The following is a 21109-nucleotide window of genomic DNA, read 5'->3' on the forward strand; positions in this document are numbered from 1 at the left end:
CCCCCACCGGGCGGCCCTCCCGCAGCCTGAACAACTACCTGGCCGACTGCTTCCTGGACCTGATCCACCAATCCTTTTTACACCCCGCCACCACCTGCACCAACTGCTCCTGCGACAACTGCTCCAACAACAACCACCCCAACAACAACTCAGAACCAGCCCCCAGTGAACCGAACAGCACCGCCCACGAGTCCTGGTTCCGGAACCGCATCCCCGCGAAGGTCAGTGTGAGCATCCCGTTCCTGACCCTCTTGAAGGACTCCCAGGAACCAGGCATGCTCGAGGGCTACGGACCCATCCCGCCCGAACAAGCCCGGGAACTGGCAGCCGGGGCAACCTCGTGGCACCGGATACTCACCGACCCCGAGAAAGGCACCCTACTGAGCATCGGCCGCCAATCATACAAGCCCCCGGCAGACATGGTCCGGCTCGTCAGACTCAAGGACCCGGTATGCACCGGGATAGGCTGCGACACGCCCGCACGAACCTGCGAGATCGACCACACCATCCCCTTCCACCAAAACCACTACAGCCCCGACGGCACCCTCCTGCCCAAAGGTGAAACCAGCGTCGAGAACCTACGCCCCCGGTCAAAGTACTGCCACCGCCTCAAGGACGACCCCAGCACAGGATGGACAGTCGAGCCTGAAGGTCTTGGCATCACCAAAACCACCACACCCACCGGCCGCGTGTACCTCCACACGCAAAACGAAGAAGACCTCCCAGCACCCTTCTAGTGTTACCGCATCAAACGCACGGCGGCGACCCACCCCCAGGTGAGCCGCCGCCGTGTTGTCCATGTAAGCCGTGCCGGGCAGGTAAATAGCCTCTAGTGCATGAACTCCAGCTCATCGTCAACGGATTCATTCCCGGCAGCCGGTTTGTTGCTGTGAGTAGCAACGGGCGTGGCTCCCTGACTGGGATCCTCAACAGCAGGCGCACCGGCCATCATGCCCTGCAGGAGGCCGATAATGTCCAATCCAGTGGAGTCCTTGATCAGCTGTGTTGTTTGCTGAACGCCGTTCGAGACGTTTTTGCTCAACTGGCTGGCACCGTCGTTGGAGACAACAGTCATGTTCTTGATGGCGGACATGGGCGCCGCAACTTCACGGGCCATGGCCGGGAGAACTTCCAGGACCTTGCTAAGGATTGCAGCCTCATTGAACTTCTCATAGGCTTCAGCCTGCGCGGCAATACCGGCCGCTTCAGCCACGCCCTTGGCCTCGGTGGATTCAGCCTCGGCCTGGCCCAGAGACTTGATGACTGCCGCATCGGCACGGCCCTTGGCCTCGATCACAGCAGCCTGGGCTGTACCGCGGGCAGTTGAGGCAGCCGCATCAGCCTCGGCCGCAACCCTGTCACCCTCGGCGGTGAGCTTGCGCTTGGCAAGTTCCACGGTTGCCTCAATTTCAGCGGCCTCTGATGCACGACGTCGTTCCTCAAGTTTTGCGTCTGCCTGCTGAATGAGCCGGTACTTCTCGGCGTCGGCCGGTTTGCGCACCTCGGTGTCGAGCTCCTTCTCACGCAACTCCGCCCGGCGCAGGGCCACCTGCTGGTCTCGGAGGATAACCTGCTCCTGCTGCTCGGCGGCAGCCAGGGGTCCAGCCGCATCGGCCCGCGCCTGCCGGGCGTCAGCAACTTCCTTGAGCTCGGCACGTTTGATGATCAATTGCTGCTGGGCCAGGGCCACTTGCTCATCGGCCAGGGCCTTGGCCTGCTCGGCTTCCTGCAGGAACTGTGCTTCGGCAATCTTGGCGTTCTTCTCCGCCAGCGCAGCTTCCGGGCGGCCCAGGTTGAGCAGGTAGCCCGAATCGTCGTCAACCGACTGGATCTGGAAGGTGTCAATTTCCAGCCCCTGATTGTGCATTGAGTGTTCGGCCTCCTCCTTCACGCTTTTGGCAAAGGTGGCGCGGTCCTTGATGATTGATTCCACCGTCAGGGTGCCCACAATGGAGCGCAGGGAACCGGAGAGCGTCTCCTGCGTGTAATGGTCGATGGCGTCCTGTTGGTTCAGGAAACGTTGGGCCGCCTTGCGCACCGAATCGGCGTCCCCGCCCACCTTCACCTGGGCAACACCTGTGAGATGGAGCTTGATCCCATTCATCGAGATCGCCTCAATCTTCAAGGAAACCTGCCGGGATGCCAGCGAAAGAGGGTATGCGCGTTGCGTAAAGGGGTTGATGAAGATGCGGCCAAAGACCACACGCTGACTGTTGGGATCGGGCTGGCTCTTATTATCCTTGGAGGAGATGACGAGCGCTTGGTCCGGGCTGGCAATATGCAGGGCCATCCGGGAAACGACAGCAGCAATGATGGCAATCACCACCACTGCGCCTAGGGCAACAATCCAGGGAATGAGGGTCAGTAACATGAGACCTTTCGGGTTTCACGGCGGCCTGTTCTGAGACTTCCAGCCCGCCTACTCCTTACGATCCTACGGAACTCAACCGAATTCTCCACATGATGGAGTAAAGCTGGCGCACAGAGTCGACGCTTGAGGAGTACATGAGTCTTTCCCAGACGCTTCACAGAAACCGTACAGTGGCCCATCATGAAGTATGGACAATCCAGTTACTCGGAGGAACCCGGATCATGTGGTCATTTTGGTTCATGGCATGGGCAAAGCACTCAAGGGTGGAACCCTGCAGGAGTGGACGCAGCCGCTGTTGCAGAGTTTGAACGACATTGCTCTTGACTACAGGGATCGCGACGAAACGGACCCGGAGTTCCGGACGCTGCCACCGCTCATCATCGACTCAGCAGACGCCGTCCGCGAATCACCAAACACCTTCATCAGAGTGCTTCGCGCGAATCCCAGATACAAGGACGACTACGCCTCGATATTGATTACGGAAGCTTCATGGGGGAAGGATTTTCTGCCTGCAACTGCAGGTGCCACCTATGGTTGGGCATGGCCCAGCGCTGTCAAGGTCATTTTCCGCGCCGCCCGGCTGGTCTCCTGGAACATGGTGCCACAAGTGGCGGCCAAGCACGTGAGTGAGCATATGCCTTGGCTGCGGTGGATCTTGGCTGTGCTGGTCACGATACTGGCGTCTCCATTGATTGCTGTGGGCCTGATCGTGCTGGGAGTGCTGATCGTGCTGACCCCGATACCCGCAGTAGGGCGCCTGACTGGTAGCTTCATTTCCCTCTTTGCCGACTTTTTGGGTGATCCTGAAACGTGGCAGCGCAAGCCCCTGCAGGCTGCCGCCATGCGCGAGAGAGTTAGTCACGCCCTTCTGAAATGGTCCGGCGACCCGGAGAAGAAGGTGAAGGCCACGCCAGTCACCGTCCTGGCGCATAGCCAGGGCGCTGCCATCAGCGCCCAAGTTCTTTTACAGGGCGGCGTGCACGCGCAGAACTTCATTTGTGTGGGGAATGGGCTTCCCTTGCTTGGGTATGCCCGTTGGGGTGACTTCATCCTTCGCAAGCACCACAAACATGACGAATCAATTTTTGGGGCGATTGGCCTCAGAAAAGTCACTCCAAATCCTGAACAGGATCCGATCCGGGACTGGAAGAACCATGCCTCGAATCTGCGGTGGGTCAATCTCTGGGCCAAGTTTGATTTTGTTCCTGCAGGCCCCGTGGGTGGCACTGCCGGGCAAGACAATGAGGAAGCCTTCAAGAATATGTCCACAGGCACCCTGGGCAGCGATTATGGCCCGGAAGAACACGCCATCTACAACAGCTCCGCATTGATCAAAGATCATATTGTTTACTCCAAGAATAGGATTGAAGTCATTGATCCGGTGGCGCAGCTCATTTTTAGAGATTGTGCCATACCGCCCGAAAAGATAACCGGTGACCTTTGGCTGCCGCCCTTGGCAACCGGCAACCCGATAATTGACACCCGCATGAGAGTGCACCAGAGGATGGTGAAATGTTTAGGCCTGGGCAGGGTGCTGGCGTTCACGGCGGGGGCGTTGTTGAGTTGGCAGTTACTCAGCAACCCTGCTGTCACCGAAACACTGTTCCGCTTACCTCTGGTGAATATGCCGCAGATGCAGTGGTTCCGGCAGAATGATGAGTTAACGTGGCTTACAGTGACTGCGCTCTTGGGAGTGATCATCCTGCAAATACTCAACAGGTGGCTGTGGGTGTTGCTGCATGGGAGAGTTGAACGGCGTCGAACTAGTGACGGGAAACCTGTGGAAGCAGTGGGGCAAGAGTGCTTGGTCCTGAACCTGGCGGCCGTTTTCCTGTTGAGCGTGGCCGTTCCGGCGGCTGTGGTGACCATGTCCGCGGCACCGGTTCTGGTGGGACTGCCCCTGATCTGGATTCTCGGCTACGTGGGGCTTTTCGCCGTGCTTGTTGTCATCTCACTTGCAGGGCGTCCAGTGAAACCACTGCCTGCCCGTGTTCCCCCGCCGCCTGCGAGCAAGGTCAATAAATGACGGAAGTAGATTCGGTGACAATTATCATTGAGGACGACGGGCCGGTGCTGGTCATCTTATTTCTTGTCATCGCCCTCATTTCCATTGGTGTGCAAGTACTGGAAAATTCGCGGCAGCGCAGGAAGCTGGTGGTGGAGGCCGGACACAATCAGGAGACTCGCCAGAAAAGTCGACTGTTCTTTTATACCGTCCTGGTCCTTGGCCTGATCACGGTGGTGGTCAACTACATCACCGGGATCACCTCCAGCATGGCCGCCTCACACTTTGATGACGTCACGGACCCGATCAGTCTGCTGTCGCTGCCGGGAATTGGATTCACCGGACTAACACTGAGCATTTATGCCGCATCCATCGTGGTGATCGCAGCGCTGTTCCTGAAGAACGAACGCATTGAGCTCCCCGAACTTTTGGCCGACCTCAACGACGCCAGAAAATTCGGGGCTCTGGACAGCCCCCGGCAGATCGCGCACTACTCGGCCGAGCTGGAGCAGTTGCGGCAAACCCGAGATGGGGATCGAGCCAAACAATTCACCGACGGCGACTTTGACCGCTGGTTCACAGCACAGGAGGCGCAGGAGCGGCCTCGCATGCGCCAGCAGATCCGCTACCTCAGGAACCACCCGGAACGCCGCGCGCGAACCACGTACCTCCACCGCAGGCTATTTCTCAACTACCGGCTGGCGGCGGGCAAATGGTTGCTGCCCCTGGGTCTACTCGCGGGGCTGTCGTTTGTTCTTGCCGCCAAGGAGCTGGTGGCTCCCGGCGACGGCGGGACCGACGATTCACTGGCGGTGGCCTGGGCCGTTGCCAGCCTCTTGGGCATTGCAGCTTTTGCCGGGCAGTACCGCTGTGATGTGGGCAAGGTCTTACTCAAGGCCCGCAAAGAGTACATCGCTGACCAGACCGAGGCTGAATGCCGCTCCATCCTCGAGGAAGCAAGCGAAGACTTGCCGGATCCCGCTCCCCGGGGATCCGACGCCGGGTCCGCGAGGGAAGGGTTAGGGGCCCCGCTGTTCAGCATGGGACCCTGGGCAGTCTTTCGGCGTAAGGCAATAACCCGCCCCAATGGCGATCCGGCGCCGACACCAGAAGGTTAGGGCTCCATCCCTGCCTGAACGGGAACAAATTCCACGGCGTTCCTGCGGTGGATCTTCTTGTCGTGGCGGTCGAAACCTTTGGCGTCCATGTTGTTGTGGAGCCTGAAGTCTGCCAGCGCCTGATCGTACAAACCATTGAGTCGCAGCCCCGTGTACTCACCCTCGGTGCCATCGGCAAACGTGATGGAGATCAGGGTTTTCGACGGAAAATGCCGGCTCATGCGGACAAAGCCTTCAGCATCTTGCTTGAGTCTAATCATGAAATTGTTTCCTCTTTAGCAGCACGCTTCATGGTCAATGAGAGCCCGCTGGTGTCCCCCGCATTCATGCAGGGCTGGAAGTCAAGACTCTCATAGAGATGGCGGGCCACCGCATTGTCAGTGTTGACCGAGAGTTCAAGGGCAAGCCCTGCCGCATCCGCCGCATCGCAGAGATCAGACATGATGCCCCGGCCCAGACCTTCACCACGAAGGCCGGGAGCCACACTCAAATCCACGACGCGGACACCCGAGGCGCCCCAAGCCACCCAAATTCGGGCCACCGGGGCGCCGTCGCGCTCCACTATTGATTCCCCGTCTCCCCAATGGCTGCTCCACTGCTGGCGCTGAAGGTGTTCCTGCAGCTCCAGCATGTCGTGGGGCAGATGCTCGCGTCCTGGTGATGCCGACGTGAACAGGGCGAGCAGCCACTGCGCATCGGTGGTTCGTGGCGCGCGGTACAAGATGAGATCATGCAACAGTCGTCACCACCTCGAAGGGAAGATGCCCTCCAAGGCAATGATGAAGTTCAAAACTAGGCTTGGTTGTGTGTTGTCAAACGGTTGATTGCTTCCCACCACTAGGTCCGGTGCCATGACAGAGTATGAGGCAACTGGACCGTAGGATCCGCCGGGCGCGGGTGCGAGGCCGACGCCCGGCTTGTCGGAACTCTGGCCGTCTGCTGAAGGGACCGCATGAGTGTGCGCGGGCATATTGGCTTGGGTCAGAGATACAGTATTCTGACCGAACTGGTTACCCAGAACCTGCGCCGCTGCGCTTGCGCCTGTGTACGACTGGTGCACAGGAACCCGCCCCTGGAGGTTGGGGAGCTGGAAAGTTACTTGACCGTCGCCGCCGTACGTTGTGCCCAGGAGCGAGAACAAGGCCGAGTTCTGCGAGATGGACATCATCTGGCCATTACAAAGCGCCCATCCTCTGGGCGCGAAATTGCCGGCAAACATTCTGATTTCGGCAAGAAATGGATCTGACATAGTTATCCCTTAAGTTCTGGGGACAGCCACTCGGCGCCCCTGCGGTCGATGGACGCCACGGCCGTGGCGGTTCCTTGAGTGGTAAATAGGACTACGGGCCCTGCTTGGGGGTGCTGCACGGTGATCAGCTCGGCATCCAAGACCCCGGCCACCACTGCAAAATGCAGCCGGAAACGGTCGGCGCTGCTGTCGACTTCACCTTTCACGGCCGGCTTGCGAAGATCAACCACCTGCTCCACGCGCAGGGTTGCGCCGCCGTCGACCATCACCTCCTTGCCTAGAAGATTTGACCAGGCCTGAAGAGAGTACGGTTCCAGGGCGGTGGCGGTTGAGATTTGAGGGGCAGTCACCAGCAGTGCCGCAGCACCCAAACCGCCGGCGATGAGTGACCGCCTGCTCAAATTCTGTACGTTGCCCATGACTAGTTCCCCTTGAAGGCTAGGGAGAACCGCAAGTTGCGCACGGGCTGACCCGTCGTGGTGTTTTCAACTTTTACTGCCACATTCTGCTGCGCGGCAATGGGCGCCTCCAAGACTGCACTGTTACAGCTGGTGGCACTGGCGGCGATGGTGCACGTAACGGGAGTAGCTACGCCATTCACGACGATTGTCAGCTTCACGGCGGGACCTGCACTGATGTTGGCGTTCAAGCCGCTCAAGGTGCCACCCTGAGGCAGAGTCACTGCCGCGTCACCAACCGCTGGCGACACACTTGAACTACCTGCCAAGGGCAAGAATCCAACCCCGTCGGATGGATCCACAAACTTCACTGACCCGGTAAAGATGCTCTGTGCCGCTGCCACGCCTGCGGGGCCTGCAGGACCAACCGGTCCCGTTAGTCCGGTGTCACCCTTGTCACCCTTGAGCCCGGCGGCACCAATGCTGCCCTGGGCGCCAACAGCACCAGTGAGGCCTTGGTTTCCCGTAAGGCCTTGAAGGCCCTGTGGCCCAATGGCGCCCTGTGGGCCAATCAAGGACTGACTCAGCAAGGGCCACGCGCCCAAAGCCTTGGGACCGTACATCTTGTAGGTAGCCCGGTCTAAGTAGAAGTCGCCATTGGTTCCCAGCGCATCATTCGGCACGCCGATAGCGTTCAACACAGAGTTGCCGTTTGTCCCGGCGATGCCCTGGGCGCCAGTGGCTCCTTGAGCGCCCGTTGCACCCATTGCGCCTTGGGCTCCAGTGGGACCCGTGGGTCCGGCGTCGCCCTTGGCACCTGCAGCGCCGGTCAGCCCAGCGTCACCCTTCGAGCCTGTGAGCCCTGTATCGCCCTGGGCACCTGCAGCGCCGATTGCACCCGTGGTTCCGGTGTCCCCTTTGGCACCGGTGGCACCTGTGAGCCCTGTATCGCCCTTGGCACCGGTGGCACCATCGGTGCCGTTGCTGCCATTCGAACCAGCTGCCCCAGTGGGACCTGCGGCGCCTGTATCACCTGTGGATCCGGTGGCTCCCGTTGCACCCTGGGTGCCGGTATCGCCCTTGGAACCGTTAGTTCCTGTGTCGCCCTTGATGCCTTGTTGGCCAGTTGAACCAGGAACACCGTCCTGGCCATTCTCGCCGTTAGCGCCAGGTTCACCGGCGGGACCCGTTGCGCCGGAAGTTCCAGCTGGTCCTACGTCGCCATCCTTGCCCGCTGTTCCATCTTGGCCCGTCTTGCCGTCGACGGCTGCGGCAGCTTCTTTGCCCCAGGAAACACGCACGGCTCCGTCCGCGCAATCGGCGGCAGAGTTGCCACTGGCAATCTGGGTCAACGTTCCTGCGGTGTCGAGGCAGCCAGAAATAGTGCTTGCGTTGGCGTTGCTTGCCGGCGTGCAACCACTTGCAACTACACCAACCAACAGGGCCAGACCAACAGCGGGCAGGATGGTTTTGCGCGAACGTAGGGTCCGGGCAGTGTTCGGATTCTGGGCAAAGTCTTGCGACATGGATTCCCTCTGGGTCTCTGCGCGGCTCACACAAGAGGCTGTTCCGCAGGGGTGAATTCTAGGTTCCGTGAATACGGGATTTCAGGTACACAATACGTGGGAATTCGCATTCCGGCATTCTTGCGTGCGTAATCTTCATAATATGTCCTGATTCATCAGCCAGTGGACAACACAAAGGCCCGCACCGTGTGAGCAACTCACTATTCCCGGTGCGGGCCCCGTCAATCTTTATTTGCCTGTCAACAGATCAGACGGATTGATATTCACACTAAATGGTTGCTGATTCGTGGATTGTTACGCCAGACGCTTGCGCACCATTTCAGAAATGGCTTTCCCGTCAAAGCGTCCGGCAATTTCGGCAGTAATGGGCTTCATGGCCAGACCCATCTGTTTCATGGAGAGTTCACCCTGCTCAGCTTCAAGTGCAGTGATGATCCGGTCCACGATGCCAGCCGCCTCGTCGGCGCTCAGCGGCTGCGGCAGGTAGGCCTCGATGACCTCAGCCTCGCTGATCTCCGCTGCAGCCCGGTCCAGCTCATTCGCCTCAGTGTAAATCTGGGCAGTGTCGCGTCGCTTTGCAGCCTCTTTTTGCAGCAAGGCGGTAACCTGGGTGTCGTCGAGCTCAATGGGGGTCTTGCCTGACTTTTCACGCGTTTCTATTTCACCCAAGACGTTGCGCACGGTGGTCAAGGCCAGTTTGTTGCCAGCCTTCATATGGACGACGACGTCGGACTTCAGTTGCTGCTTCAGCTTGGACATGAGCTCCCTTACGGTTTGAAAACGTTGCGACACGAACGCCGCGGTAGTAATTATCCTCCCCCCTTCCCGCAGCACCTGCACGCACCCGTCAACGCCGCCTTGGATCGGCACCCAAGGCCATGGAGGATTCCTTGGCAGCAGGCAACGGCTGGCCCGGTCCATCAGTTTCTGTGCCCAGGCAGAGTTTCTGGACCCAACATCCTTTCTCGGTGCCGGCATGATGCGGGTATTCTCGTACGTTTTGTAGGGCGCACCCGTGCTGGAAAGTTGGCGGAACTGTCCAGCAAAGGCGCCTGTAGGGGCGTAGAATTCTTTCTAATTCACCGGCAGAAATCAGGTGGTTCTGGTGCGAACCGAAATCAGCGAAAAATGGGTGCGGGCCATGGTGGGCGGCACGGCAATAGTGGACACCCGCACGCCCATGCTCTTCTGGGAGGATTCATTTCCCGTCCCCTCCTACGCCTTCGCGGCAGCCGATGTCCGCACGGACCTGCTCATCCCCACGGAGCAAAATCCGGCATCGCACAACTTCTTTCACCTGCCCAAGGGTCCCGTGGCCCAGTGGTTCGACCTCCATGTTGACGGCAAGGTCTTCAACAATGCAGCATGGATTCGCGATGACCCGGCCGTGCATGACCGGATCGTTTTCACCTGGCAGGCAGGGGTCCTGGACCACTGGCTTGAGGAGGACGAGGAAGTCCACAGCCATCCCCGCGACCCCTACAAGCGGGTTGAAGCGCTGCATAGTTCACGCCATGTGCGTGTTTCGCTCGACGGCGTGACCCTCGCCGAAACCAGCAGCCCCGTGCTGCTCTTTGAAACTTACCTGCCCATCCGCTATTACTTCCCCAAAGCGGATGTGGACTTGAGCAAGCTGCGCAGCAGCCACAATCGCAGCCAATGCCCGTACAAGGGGTTTGCCGACGAGTACTGGGATGCGCCAAATACCCCAGGCGTCGCCTGGTCCTACCCGCATCCGTATCCCGGCGTTCAAGCCATCGAAGGCAGAGTGGCGTTTTACAACGAGCTCGTCGACATCGCCGTCGATGGCGTGGATCTGCCCCGCCCCGAGAGCGTCTTCTCGCTGAAGAAGCACCGGCCAGTAAACGATTGAGCGGAACGCTACCTGGGATTCAGCACCGAAATGGCGATCTTGCCGCGCACTCTGCCCTCGGCCAGATGCCGCATGGCCACCTGCGCCTGCCCCAGCGGGTAGACAGTGTCCACACACGGCGCAACGGAGCCCGCCTCCATCAGAACAGTGAGCTTCTCCAAGTCACTGACGCGCTGCTTGGAGATAAACATGATGAGCCGTTGGGAAACCAGGGGAGAAAGTAACGCCGCACGCAGCTGCTTGCTGATGCCGGTGATGGTTTCGCCTTGTTCCCCGCCGCCGACCACCAAGGTGCCCCGCTTCGTCAGCATGCGCCGCATGCGGCGCACCGGGGTGTTGCCAGCAAAGTCCAGAATCACCTCATACCGCTCGGCAGACGTGCTGAAATCTTCGGCCGTGTAGTCGATGACGTGGTCGGCTCCGAGCGAGCGAACCCAATCCATTTTGGCGGTGCTGCACACACCAGTCACCTCTGCCCCGGCGGCCTTCGCGATTTGCACGGCAAAGCTGCCCACTCCCCCTGAGGCACCCGTGATCAGCACCTTTTGGCCGGCACTGACGCGGCCGGCGTCGTGCACAGCTTGCAAGGCCGTGCCGCCCGAAATGGGCACCACTGCTGCCTGCACAAAACTGAGGCTGGCCGGCTTGGCAGCCAGCTGGTTCTCCTTGACGGCGGCAAACTCAGCAAAGGTTCCCTTGCCAAAACCGAACACCTCCACACCGGGTTCGAAGCGGGTGACGGCGGGGCCCACAGCCACCACCGTACCGGCCAGGTCGATGCCGGAAACGGGGTTCCTTGGTCCGCGAAAGCCGAATCCCAGCCGCAGCAAGTATGGCCGGCCCGTCATCAGGTGCCACGTTCCACGGTCAAGACCAGCCGCATGAACCCGCACCAAGACGTCGTCGTCTGCCAGCGTGGGCCTGGAGACCAGCGCCACGTGCAGCACCTCGGCGTCGCCGTATTTATCCTGCACGACGGCGTTCATGAACTCCCCTGCCTGACTGGCAGTCTCGCTTGCACCGCCTGCATCCTGCGTTTCTTCGTTGACCATGACTGGAGTCCTTTGCTTCCGTGATCCCCAATGACGCATTACCTTACTTAGTAAGTCACCTTATCTTACAATGTAAGGCAATGCGATAGGCTGGCGTCATGTCAGCGGAAGAAATCGCCCAAAACGGCCAAGTTCGCGAGCCCCTGAGCCGGGAACGAGTCCTACACTGCGCCGTGGGTATCGCCGATGCCCAAGGCATGGCGGCCGTGACCATGCGCTCCATCGCCGCTGAGTTGGGGGTGAAACCCATGTCCCTCTACTACTATGTGGCCAACAAAGGCGCCCTTCTTGACGGGCTCATTGACATAGTTTTCAACGAGGTTGAGCTACCCACCAACACGGGGCACTGGGAGGCGGCCATGCGGGTTCGCGCCCACTCTGTCCGCCGGGCGCTGGGTCGCCACCCCTGGGCCATTGGCCTGTTGGAGTCGCGTACGGAGCCCGGACTGGCCACCCTGCGCCACCACAACGCCACCTTGGGTGTGCTGCGCCAGGCGGGATTCTCCATTGCTCTCAGCGCCCACGCCTACGCACTCATCGACAGCTTTATATACGGCTTTGCACTCCAAGAGAATTCCCTGCCCTTTACCGGCGACGGCGACGACGTGGCGGAGATTGCCGCTCCCATGGTGGAACAGTTTTCCGGAGGGGAGTTCCCGTTCTTGGTGGAGATTGCCATGGAGCATGTCCTGAAACCCGGCTACAAGTTTGGTGACGAATTTGAGATTGGCTTAACACTCATCCTCGAGGGCTTGGCCCGGTGGCTCCCGCGCTAGCGGCTCATCGTAGCGGCCGGCTGCCAGTTCGCTCCCACAGCCCGTTGTCCAGGGCAAACAAAGTGGCTGCAACCCGGTTTCCAGCACCAATCTTTTGGTAGATGTGCTCAACATGGTTGCGCGCCGTTTTTGGTGCGATGACCAAGGACTCGGCAATGCCCTTGTTGTTCATCCCTTGGCACAACAGCCTGAGCACTTCAAGCTCCCTGCTGGTCAAGCCGGCCGGCAAGCTGCGCCGTAGCGCCTGCCGTTGGCCGGCCGCCACCAGAACGGCGTCGGCGAGATGTCCATCCAGGCGTCCGCAGCGTACCTCCTCGCGCAGCCGCAGCTGGGCCTGCAGCGGGGTCATCTCGGGCCGGTGCGGGCGAGGTTCCAAGTACGTTTGATAAGCGTCAGCAGCAGCAAGAATACGGTGGCTGGTACTGAGATCAGCACCGCTGATTCCCCGGGGATACCCGGAACCGTCCAGGCGTTCATGGTGTGCGCCAGCCAACTCAGCCACTTTCCGCATGCCCGGAACCCGGCCCAGAATCCGTTCACTCAGGTACGGGTACATCTGCAGCCGTTCGCGATCAACTGCCGACAGCGCCAACTTCTTATCCCAAATTGCATTGGAGACGCCCATCCTGCCCAAGTCATGGGTCCAGCCGGCCCGGCGAAGCGCCTGTTGCTCGGCCGCGGTGAGCCCGCACTCCCCCGCAGTGGCCGCGGCCAGCGAGGCAACGGCCCGGGAGTGTCCGGCCGTGAAAGGGGATTTGAGATCGGCAAAGTCACCAATGGCCGCCAGCACGGCATCCAGCTCAGCATCGGTCAAGGGGGCGTCATGGGGGGCCGCGGCCAAGGCAGCCGGCCAGGGATCCAGCTCGAGCAACCCCGCGGTCAGCTCCTTGGCCCGCTCGCAGAACAGGTCCGCCACGGCCGGATCAAACTGCGTTCCGCGGCGGTCCGCGACGGTGGCAGTTGCTGCCTCCAATCCGGCCGTGCGCAAGAAGACCTCGGCCGTGTCCGCGAGCTGGGCAATCCGCATCTCGAGCGGAATCTGGACACCGGATTTCCCCGCGGGGAGCCCCTTTCCGTCCCAGCGTTCAAAGGTGTTGTTCAAGATGGCCGGCATGCCATGATCCAAACCCACCCTGTTGGCGAGCTGCCCGGCGGATGTGCAATGCGAGCGGATCAGGGATTTGACAGCAGTATTTGCTGTTGCCGCAAATTCGGAACGGCGGACGGCACGTTGCCAGCGCGGCAGCTCGGCTCCCGTGTGTCGCAGCATCAACGAAAGCATGGGCAGGCCGTGGGCGTCGAGGAGGTAGTAGTCGGATCGGAAGCCGATGTCGTCGCCAAACAGGGCTGCCAGTTCAAAGGAGTCGGCGTGGCAGCCAATCCAGGCCAGCAGATTGGCGTAGTAGATTCGCCCCCGCCCCGCTTGGTCAACGCCCATCAATTCCGCTATCCGCAAGCCCAGCAAGGTGGCTCGGAGCATGTGTTCCATGGGCTGGCCCAGTCCCAGATCGATGGCCAAAGACAAGGCGGCCAAGATTTCCGGACGGCTTGGTGCCGCGGTATTGCGCAGCGAAGGACCCGCTGGCCCGGAGGCTGTGGGTGGCTGGTGAGAGATGCCTGAGCTTTGCTCCGCCACACACCCATTTTACGGCTGGCTGGGACCTAACGGGACATCAGGTCCTCCGCCACCATGAACGTCAGCGACTTCTTGCCGTTGGCCAGCTGGTCATCGGCGTAAATCTGGGAGCCACGTCCTGTGACCAGGATTTCTGGGATGGGTTCTGCGATGCTCATGACGCCCGGCTTTCCTTGCGTGGCACAGCAGTTGTTGGTCCTTCAACCGAGGCGGTCGAGGGGAATCGCAGGTCCAGTTCTGCCACGAACAGCCCGCGTTGAGGCAGCCAGAAGTCCGCCAGCCTGTCCTGTTGAGGCAACGGCCGCGGCACACCTGCGTCAACGCCGCCGATTGAGGCACGGCTTGAGGCGACAGCCCACACCCGCAACGGCTTCGCCTGGAAGGATTGGCCGTTGGGGACCCGCCCGGCGAAGGACAGCTTTCCCGTACCCAGCACAGGTCCCATCAGCGTGCCCATGGCACCAAGTACGCGGTCATTGCGCCATAGTGACGGGGGCATCCGGCGGGCCATCGCGGTGACGGCGGCTGTGCTCACGGTTGCTCTCATCTCAAGCTCCCAATGGACCACACCGGGCACCCTCACCGTGAGCTGACACGGACCGATCCACTCGGCTGAGACCGGCGAGTACTTGGTTTCCGTCAATGCGGCGCCAAAGTACCTGGCACAGCTAAGTTCTGGCGGGGCATCGGCATAAACGCTCCACTGCTGCTCCGGGCTGCGCAGCCACACGGCATGATAGCCGGGGCCAATGGAGCTGGCAGGGAAGCGCCGGAAGGCCAGGTAGGAGCCGGAGCTAAATGGCATGCCCATGACTGCATAGCCGGCGAATCGTTCGGCCGTATCGTTGAGCAGTGAATTTGGCACTGCTGCCGGGGAACGTAAGGCGTCAGACTCCGCCTGGGCTGCTGCCGTTTGTGGTGTTGTGGTTTTCATGTGGGGCTCCTTCACGGTATGTGATGAGCCTAAAACCGCAGCCGAAACATTGCATGGGGCAGATGCCCCATCTTTTCGGGATTGCTTGGCAGCGGGCCGCAGTCAGGGGGCGTTTGGATCCGATGGCGCCATGGGGTCCTGCGGGAAGCTGGGATCCGGCGGGAACGGCGGAGGGAAAGGCTCCCCGGGTGGCGGGGGCCGGTTGGGATCGGGTGGCCGCGTTGGATCCGGTGTTATGGGTGGTCGGCTGGGATCCGGAATGGTGGCGTGCAAGGTTCCGGCCAGCGGCAGCTCTGGCTTGGTCACAATATTCACCCTCTCTTGTGTTCGATGCTTGCAGCCCGGTACTTAGGACCCTGTAACGCGGGGCTCAATGTCGGGGTCGGTGGTGGATTCTTCTTCGAGCAGCTCGGGCGCCGGGACTATGAGACCGATGAATTCCTCCAGGGGTGACGTGTCGTCGCCGTGGGTGGAATCGCTGCCCGACTGGCCATGGGCTGGTTCTTTGTTCATCTTTCGACCCTACGCCCATCCACCAGATTCGTGAACCCCTCCTGCTGGCTTGCCTGCCTGCCTGCCTGCCTGCCTCATGGTGCGAGACTCCGGAAGACACACTGCCCACATCGGCACAGAATCCTGACAGAGTGGTCACAGCTCCCGCTCAGCTCGCACCGGCAGAATTCCAAACAGAGAAGGTGCGTCCAATCAAGGGGAAGACCATGCGAAAAAAGTTGATCGTCATAGGAATTGCACTGGTGGTGCTCATCGCCGGCGTGTGGGGCGGCAGTGCCATCTACGCTTCGCTTGAGAACGACAGAGCTCCAGAGCAGCTGGCCCTGTCCACGCCCACCGCCGCGGCAAGCAGCACCGCCACCGAAAGCACCACTTCCGGGGACACCAGCACCCAAACCCCTGCAAACCTTGCCGGTGACTGGAAAATCAGCTCCGGCTCGCAGGCTGGCTACCGAGTCAAGGAGGTCCTGAATGGCCAGGATGTCACAGTGGTGGGCAGGACCAACGACGTCGAGGGCCAGGTGACCATCGACGGGACGAGCTTGAGCGCCGCCCAAGTCACCGTGTCAATGACGAGTGTTGCCACTGACAACAACAGCCGCGACTCACAGTTCCTGGGCATCCTGAAGACCTCGGAATTCCCTACGTCAACCTTCACCTTGACCCAGGCCGTGGACATAGCCGCCATCAAGGACGGCGTCGCCTCGGTGAGCGCGGTAGGTGAGCTGACGGTGGCGGGCGTCACCAAGTCGGTGACCGTGAGCCTGAATGCGCAAACCACCGCTAGCGGCGTGGAGGTTCAGGGATCCATTCCCATCACCTTCTCCGATTTTGGCATCGCCGCCCCCAACCTGGGCTTCGTCAAGGTTGAGGACTCCGGATCAATTGAAATGTTGCTTCAACTGAACAAGTAGGAACTGGCTAGTCGCCGTCAAATGCCAAGCCGCGCAGCGTTAGCTCCTCACGCAACAGGCGGATTGCCTTGGGTCCCACGCCATGTAGTTGCAACAGTTCCGCCGCACTGACATCGACCAGCTGTTCATAGCGGGTAAGGCCAGCCAAGGCCAAGGCCCGCGTGGCAGGCTGACCCATGGCGCGCGGGAACTCCATGGCGGGTTGGGGGCTTGGCTCCGGCACGATTTTTCCTCCCAGATTTAGATGGTGAGTCCATTGTTGCCCAGTGGCGCCCGTCAGTGCGTTTCCGCCAGCAAGTCCAACACAAACTGGGCCATCTCCAGCCGCCCTGCCATGAAGTCGCGCAGCGAATCCGAATCAGCTTCCCCCAACCGCTGACTCGCCACGGCTGACAGGCCCGTGAACAGTGCCATGGACAGGGCGTGGCCCCGCCGAACCACGGATTCTGCAATGGCGGCGCCAGACTCGGCCAAGCCGTCGCAGTAGGCTGTCAGGCAGAGCGGCTCCAGCCGGTACAGGTCGCGCCCGCGCATGGCTCCCTCATTCACCCAGCCTGACAACAACTGGCCAAGATCAAAGCCGGCGCAGGCGCCCCCGTACATGCCCCAATCAATGACCACGAAGCCCGTGCGACCGTCGGGCCCGGTGGGTATGTTCTCGATCAAGAGGTTCTGTGGGCTGGCATCGCCATGGGCCGGGAAGGTGGGCAGCAGCACAATCTCATCGGCCAGCTCGTAGGCCCGTCCGGCCAGTGCCCGCAATCCGCTAATCAGTCCGGGGGTTGCAGCACAAGCCACGGCCGGCACCTGCCACAGGTCATCGCCTTCAATGCCGGGAATGAACACGTTTCTACCAACGCCATCTAGGTAGAACCGCAGCCTGTCGGCATCCCTTGCCGCAGAAATTTGCGGGCCCAAGCCCGCGACGGCGCGGCTTCCGGCCAGACACCCCAACCAGTACGCGGCGTGGGTGAATGTGGCGTCAGACCACGTGGCAGCTGGGTGCTCCTGGACATCCTCCATCCAGATGGCGGTGCGCTGCGGATCAACCTCGATGATTCGGTAGATCTCAGGAAGCCGGCCGCCCGGGGGCAGCACCTGTCCCAGATCCGAGGCGTAGACCTGCACTTCAGTGCGCCACGGGTACCGCAGGGCGAGCTCCTCCCGCATATGCGGTGGAACTTGATCAATATGCTGCCACAGCAGTGGTGATTGAACCAGTTTCACGACGGCGCTGAACGGCACCTGCGGCTCAGCAGAACCAGCCAACGAGGCAGTCCCCCGCACCCGCCACAACCCACCAGTGGTCATGTTGAGCACGGGCATCTCGATGGCCGATGCGCCAGCCACTACTCCTGTCACGGATGGTTGCTGCAGGGCAGCTTCGGCTATGCCTGCGAGCGCTGTAGGGTTTGGTGCGGCTGGGCCCAGTTGGTCCAGGCTTGCCAGTCTTGGTGCTTCCACGACTGGGTCCCTTCTTGTGGCGATGGGCGTTCACCAGACTCAGAAGGGGTGAACGTGCTTTAGCTGTAAAGCTAGAGTTCCACTCGGTGTGGAGTCAATGCTTTCGGGTGAGCCCATCGCAGGCTGTTCCTGGCTGCGAGTCCGGCTTCACCCTTACTCCGGAGACTGGAAGCCAGCCAATCCCCTTGTTCGAACATAGATTCGAACGTTGATCCGAATAAGCGTCCTCTATGAGCCTCCCCACAGATCTTTCCCCTGCGGCGGCGCCCACGCGTGGATGTCACGGGCTTCCCCTAGGCTTGAATCAGCAGGTTTTGTCCACGTATCACGGGATCAGAACATCAGAACCCGAGTATGCAAGGACGTGCCCTCATGATGGGAGCCCATCACGCTGCCAGCGGCGCCGCCGTATGGCTGGCCCTGACCACACAATTCAACGTTAACCTGGGCGCCGTGCACCAAGTCCTGCCGCACATACCCGAACAGATCTCCCTTGGCATGGGGCTCCTTGATCTCACCCCCACAGCGGTGGTGGCCGGCGCACTTGTCACGGCAGGGGCGGCGCTGGTGCCCGACGCCGACCATCGGCATGCCACCATTGCCCATTCGCTGCCTCCGCTCTCCAACATCATGTGCATTCAGGTGGGCAAGATGTCCGGCGGGCACCGTCATGGCACCCACTCCATCCTGGGCCTGGCGGCTTTCGTGGGTATAGCTTGGCTGGCGGGGATGTGGACTGTTGAGGTGGCGAACCTGGGCACGATTTTTCCGGGCGCGGGCCTACTGGCGGTTCTCCTTGCTTCCTTCGCCGCCAAGTCACTGAAGTTCATTCCTGACACCATGCGAAAGTTCCCGTGGGTGGTGGGGCTGGCTGTGGGCACCTTTGTCACCTTGTTTGCCCCGCAGGAACCATATTGGTTCCCCTTGTCCATGGCTTTGGGCGTGAGCATCCACATTGTTGGAGACATGCTCACCACCGGCGGCTGCAACCTCCTATGGCCCTTGCGCATCAGGCCCCCGCGGATGCTGCGCAAAATACCGCTGGTGAAGAACATCTGGCGACCCAGCGGAAACATAGCCATCCCCCTGCTGGGCAATGCCGGATCGGTGCGCGAATGGCTGGTTCTGATACCCGTGAGCGGCTATGTCATCTGGGCCATAGCCGACGCCGTCTTCAGCGCATAACATCCTTCGCAGACATGGCTGTTAATATGGGAGCAGGCCCCGCACTTGTGAGTGCCGCCCCGGAGCGATGTCGAGATGAATGGACCGAAATTCAAAAATGTACATCAAGATCTGTGGCCTGCAGACTGTCGAAAGCGTTGCAGCCGCTGTGGAGGCCGGCGCCAACGCCGTGGGATTCATCTTCGCCCCCGGCAGCCCCCGGACCATCACGGCCGCGCTCGCAGCCACATTGGTGAGCAGCGTCCCCGAGGGCATTGAAACCGTGGGCGTGTTCCGCGATCAGCCCCTTGACGAGGTTCTGGCAACCTCCCGTGAAGCGGAGTTGACAACCGTCCAGCTCCACGGGAATGAACCACTGGCAGATGTCACGCGATTGCATGCGGCGGGTTTCCGTACCTTGCGGGCATTTTCAGTCGCCGCCTACAATGCCTTGAATCCTGAGGACAAGCGTGCGTGGAAATCCGAGCGGATCTTACTGGACGCCGTCGAACCTGGCGCAGGAGAGACCTTTGACAGCAGCGAACTGGCCCAGGGGGCGCCTCAGGGATTCTGGCTTCTGGCAGGCGGACTTAACCCGAGCAATGTGGCGTCCCTCGTTGGGGCTTTGCATCCTCATGGCGTGGATGTGTCCAGCGGCGTGGAATCCAGCCGGGGCGTGAAGGACTCAATGCTTATTCGGGATTTCATTCAGGCAGCCCGCAGCATCAGCTAGGACTGGCCCCGCGCAAGAACCGCGTGGCGCGTGCTCAAAACCTCAATAAAACAATAGACTTTACATAAGCCGTCATGGCCGATTGGTCTACAACTCAAGGAGGCGGACTTGCTGACACCCGATGACAGCGCATTGCAGGCGGTGCGGCGTCGGCATGAGCTCCGAGTCCTGGATTCCCTGGTGACCCACGGCCACCGGACCCGTCGCGACCTCGAGACTGACACCAAGCTGTCCCGCACCACACTCTCGGCCATCGTGGGGGATCTGCGCCACCGCGGCGTGTTGACCGAGTTTGATCAGGAACGCATCGGGGCCGCCCGCAATGGCCGCCCCACCAAGGTGCTGCAACTGAACCCCGGCGCAGGAGCCGCCGTGGGCATCGAGCTGGGACGTCGCCGCCTGAGCATCTCGGTGGCAGGTTTTGACGGTTCAACGGTTGCCCATGAACATTGGGAACTCACCGAATCCATTGACCTGCAGGGAAAAGTTCAACTCGCAGCAGACATGCTTGGCGAAATGATCCGGGCCGGCAGGATCACCCCCGAGACGGCCGTAGGCATGGGTGTAGGAATTGCCAGCCGCCACGCAAACCCCAACTCCCTCTCCGACGGCGAGGAGCACCAGCTGGACCCCGACGGCGCCACCTTGGCCCCGCTGCGTGAGGCCCTGCCCATTCCCCTGTTGTGGGACAACAACATTCGCCTCGCCGCCCTGAGCTACGCCAAGGCCAGCGACAATGTCCTCTATGTGGTCCTTGCCGCCGGCGTCAGCTCAGCCATGGTTGTCGATGGCGCGCCTTTGCGCGGCGGAAACGGCATCGCCGGTGAAATGGGGCATATCAGCGTTGACTTCACCGGCCCCCACTGCTGGTGCGGGCGACGCGGCTGCCTGGAGAGCTTCCTCAACGAAGCCAGTGTGCTGACCGAGGCTGCGAACCGCGGACAAACCTTTGAATCCATTGCCGCCATTGCCGCAGCTGCCGCAGCCGGAAACGAAATCGCCACAGCAGTCGTGGCGTGGGCCGGGGAACTGCTGGCCCGCGCCACCGTGGGCGCCTGCGTCCTGCTGGACCCCAGCCGCGTGGTGTTTGCCGGTGAACTCTCGCAATTTGGTGAACAGCTGCTGACTCCCGTCCGCAGCGCCTTGGCAGAACAGCATCTGGGGTTGGGGCCGCGCACCACCAGCATCACCACCACCCCCTTCGCGCCAACCGCAGGCAGTGACGGCGCGGCCCAAATGGCACTCAAGCACTGGGCCATGGCAACCCTCAGCTAGGGACCTCACCCAACATCCAGCGCACGCACCACCCCAGCAGGATGCAGGGGAAGCAAGCTCAGGCGCGCCAAAATAGCGCAGGGTGAGCCCTTGCTTCGTCGTGCAAAA

General features: G+C 61.0%; 23 protein-coding genes. 9 read left to right on the forward strand and 14 right to left on the reverse strand.

Annotation, left to right across the window (positions count from 1 at the left end; all coding sequences use genetic code 11):
* The coding region (locus tag CVS27_RS10205; protein WP_133162912.1) for an HNH endonuclease signature motif containing protein at positions 1–737 on the forward strand (737 nt) is incomplete at its 5' end.
* A gap of 92 nt (positions 738–829) precedes the next feature.
* On the opposite strand, the gene CVS27_RS10210 is transcribed toward CVS27_RS10205, so the two are convergent.
* The gene (locus CVS27_RS10210; RefSeq protein WP_103465643.1) at positions 830–2371 is read right to left on the reverse strand and encodes a flotillin family protein; all 1542 of its coding nucleotides are present in this window, start codon (positions 2369–2371) and stop codon (positions 830–832) included.
* A gap of 187 nt (positions 2372–2558) precedes the next feature.
* Here CVS27_RS10210 and CVS27_RS10215 point away from each other — a divergent pair, with 187 nt between their 5' ends.
* The gene (locus CVS27_RS10215) at positions 2559–4397 is read left to right on the forward strand and encodes a hypothetical protein (protein WP_133162913.1); all 1839 of its coding nucleotides are present in this window, start codon (positions 2559–2561) and stop codon (positions 4395–4397) included.
* Positions 4394–5494: a hypothetical protein gene (locus CVS27_RS10220; RefSeq protein ID WP_103465645.1), complete on the forward strand. Its 1101-nt coding sequence runs from the start codon at positions 4394–4396 to the stop codon at positions 5492–5494. Before CVS27_RS10215 ends, CVS27_RS10220 begins: the two co-directional genes overlap by 4 nt.
* On the opposite strand, the gene CVS27_RS10225 is transcribed toward CVS27_RS10220, so the two are convergent.
* From CVS27_RS10225 to CVS27_RS10250, 6 genes are all read right to left on the reverse strand, one after another.
* Positions 5491–5754, reverse strand: coding sequence for a hypothetical protein (locus CVS27_RS10225; RefSeq protein ID WP_103465646.1), 264 nt, complete (start codon positions 5752–5754; stop codon positions 5491–5493). The two genes, CVS27_RS10220 and CVS27_RS10225, sit on opposite strands and share 4 nt — an antisense overlap.
* Positions 5751–6230, reverse strand: a complete 480-nt coding sequence (locus CVS27_RS10230) for a GNAT family N-acetyltransferase (RefSeq protein ID WP_103465647.1) — start codon at positions 6228–6230, stop codon at positions 5751–5753. The genes CVS27_RS10225 and CVS27_RS10230 overlap by 4 nt, the downstream gene beginning before the upstream one ends.
* Before the next feature lie 6 nt (positions 6231–6236).
* Complete coding sequence (locus CVS27_RS10235; protein ID WP_243400131.1) at positions 6237–6662, reverse strand: phage tail protein; 426 nt, start codon at positions 6660–6662, stop codon at positions 6237–6239.
* Between the two features lie 83 nt (positions 6663–6745).
* Complete coding sequence (locus CVS27_RS10240) at positions 6746–7162, reverse strand: hypothetical protein (RefSeq protein ID WP_103465649.1); 417 nt, start codon at positions 7160–7162, stop codon at positions 6746–6748.
* Between the two features lie 2 nt (positions 7163–7164).
* Positions 7165–8667 carry a collagen-like domain-containing protein gene (locus CVS27_RS10245; protein ID WP_103465650.1) on the reverse strand — a complete coding sequence of 501 codons (1503 nt, stop codon included), beginning with the start codon at positions 8665–8667 and terminating at the stop codon, positions 7165–7167.
* Positions 8668–8961: 294 nt separating this feature from the next.
* Positions 8962–9426 carry a GatB/YqeY domain-containing protein gene (locus tag CVS27_RS10250; protein WP_103465651.1) on the reverse strand — a complete coding sequence of 155 codons (465 nt, stop codon included), beginning with the start codon at positions 9424–9426 and terminating at the stop codon, positions 8962–8964.
* 346 nt (positions 9427–9772) lie between these two features.
* Here CVS27_RS10250 and CVS27_RS10255 point away from each other — a divergent pair, with 346 nt between their 5' ends.
* Positions 9773–10540 (forward strand): DUF427 domain-containing protein, encoded by a 768-nt coding sequence (locus tag CVS27_RS10255; RefSeq protein ID WP_207767496.1) that lies wholly within the window; start codon positions 9773–9775, stop codon positions 10538–10540.
* 8 nt (positions 10541–10548) lie between these two features.
* Here the strand turns inward: CVS27_RS10255 and CVS27_RS10260 are convergent, their stop codons facing one another.
* Positions 10549–11592: an NAD(P)-dependent alcohol dehydrogenase gene (locus CVS27_RS10260; protein WP_243400132.1), complete on the reverse strand. Its 1044-nt coding sequence runs from the start codon at positions 11590–11592 to the stop codon at positions 10549–10551.
* Positions 11593–11690: 98 nt separating this feature from the next.
* On the opposite strand from CVS27_RS10260, the gene CVS27_RS10265 reads away from it, so the two are divergent.
* Positions 11691–12368 carry a TetR/AcrR family transcriptional regulator gene (locus tag CVS27_RS10265; protein WP_103465652.1) on the forward strand — a complete coding sequence of 226 codons (678 nt, stop codon included), beginning with the start codon at positions 11691–11693 and terminating at the stop codon, positions 12366–12368.
* A 4-nt stretch (positions 12369–12372) separates the two neighbouring features.
* Here CVS27_RS10265 and CVS27_RS10270 read toward each other — a convergent pair whose 3' ends face one another.
* The 4 genes from CVS27_RS10270 to CVS27_RS20780 form a co-directional block, all read right to left on the reverse strand.
* Entirely contained in the window at positions 12373–14004 is a 1632-nt protein-coding gene (locus tag CVS27_RS10270) for an HD domain-containing phosphohydrolase (RefSeq protein ID WP_243400133.1), read from the reverse strand.
* Between the two features lie 26 nt (positions 14005–14030).
* The gene (locus CVS27_RS21475; protein ID WP_279325109.1) at positions 14031–14162 is read right to left on the reverse strand and encodes a hypothetical protein; all 132 of its coding nucleotides are present in this window, start codon (positions 14160–14162) and stop codon (positions 14031–14033) included.
* Positions 14159–14938 (reverse strand): hypothetical protein, encoded by a 780-nt coding sequence (locus CVS27_RS10275; protein WP_103465653.1) that lies wholly within the window; start codon positions 14936–14938, stop codon positions 14159–14161. Before CVS27_RS10275 ends, CVS27_RS21475 begins: the two co-directional genes overlap by 4 nt.
* Positions 14939–15286: 348 nt before the next feature.
* Positions 15287–15451: a hypothetical protein gene (locus tag CVS27_RS20780; RefSeq protein WP_165788288.1), complete on the reverse strand. Its 165-nt coding sequence runs from the start codon at positions 15449–15451 to the stop codon at positions 15287–15289.
* A gap of 206 nt (positions 15452–15657) precedes the next feature.
* Here CVS27_RS20780 and CVS27_RS10280 point away from each other — a divergent pair, with 206 nt between their 5' ends.
* Positions 15658–16365, forward strand: a complete 708-nt coding sequence (locus tag CVS27_RS10280; protein ID WP_103465836.1) for a YceI family protein — start codon at positions 15658–15660, stop codon at positions 16363–16365.
* 7 nt (positions 16366–16372) lie between these two features.
* Here CVS27_RS10280 and CVS27_RS10285 read toward each other — a convergent pair whose 3' ends face one another.
* Both CVS27_RS10285 and CVS27_RS10290 read right to left on the reverse strand, forming a co-directional pair.
* A complete protein-coding gene (locus tag CVS27_RS10285; RefSeq protein ID WP_243400134.1) occupies positions 16373–16588 on the reverse strand; it encodes a helix-hairpin-helix domain-containing protein in 216 nt (71 codons plus the stop codon).
* Between the two features lie 53 nt (positions 16589–16641).
* Positions 16642–17829: a phosphotransferase gene (locus CVS27_RS10290; RefSeq protein ID WP_133162914.1), complete on the reverse strand. Its 1188-nt coding sequence runs from the start codon at positions 17827–17829 to the stop codon at positions 16642–16644.
* A gap of 372 nt (positions 17830–18201) precedes the next feature.
* On the opposite strand from CVS27_RS10290, the gene CVS27_RS10295 reads away from it, so the two are divergent.
* The 3 genes from CVS27_RS10295 (at position 18202) to CVS27_RS10305 (ending at position 21001) form a co-directional block, all read left to right on the forward strand.
* A complete protein-coding gene (locus tag CVS27_RS10295; RefSeq protein ID WP_103465656.1) occupies positions 18202–19014 on the forward strand; it encodes a metal-dependent hydrolase in 813 nt (270 codons plus the stop codon).
* A 97-nt stretch (positions 19015–19111) separates the two neighbouring features.
* Complete coding sequence (locus tag CVS27_RS10300; RefSeq protein ID WP_103465657.1) at positions 19112–19726, forward strand: phosphoribosylanthranilate isomerase; 615 nt, start codon at positions 19112–19114, stop codon at positions 19724–19726.
* A gap of 108 nt (positions 19727–19834) precedes the next feature.
* Entirely contained in the window at positions 19835–21001 is a 1167-nt protein-coding gene (locus CVS27_RS10305) for an ROK family protein (protein ID WP_165788289.1), read from the forward strand.
* The last annotated feature ends 108 nt before the right edge of the window (positions 21002–21109 follow it).

Origin of the sequence: Arthrobacter glacialis, from assembly GCF_002909445.1 — a bacterium.
GTDB classification, from domain to species: domain Bacteria; phylum Actinomycetota; class Actinomycetes; order Actinomycetales; family Micrococcaceae; genus Specibacter; species Specibacter glacialis.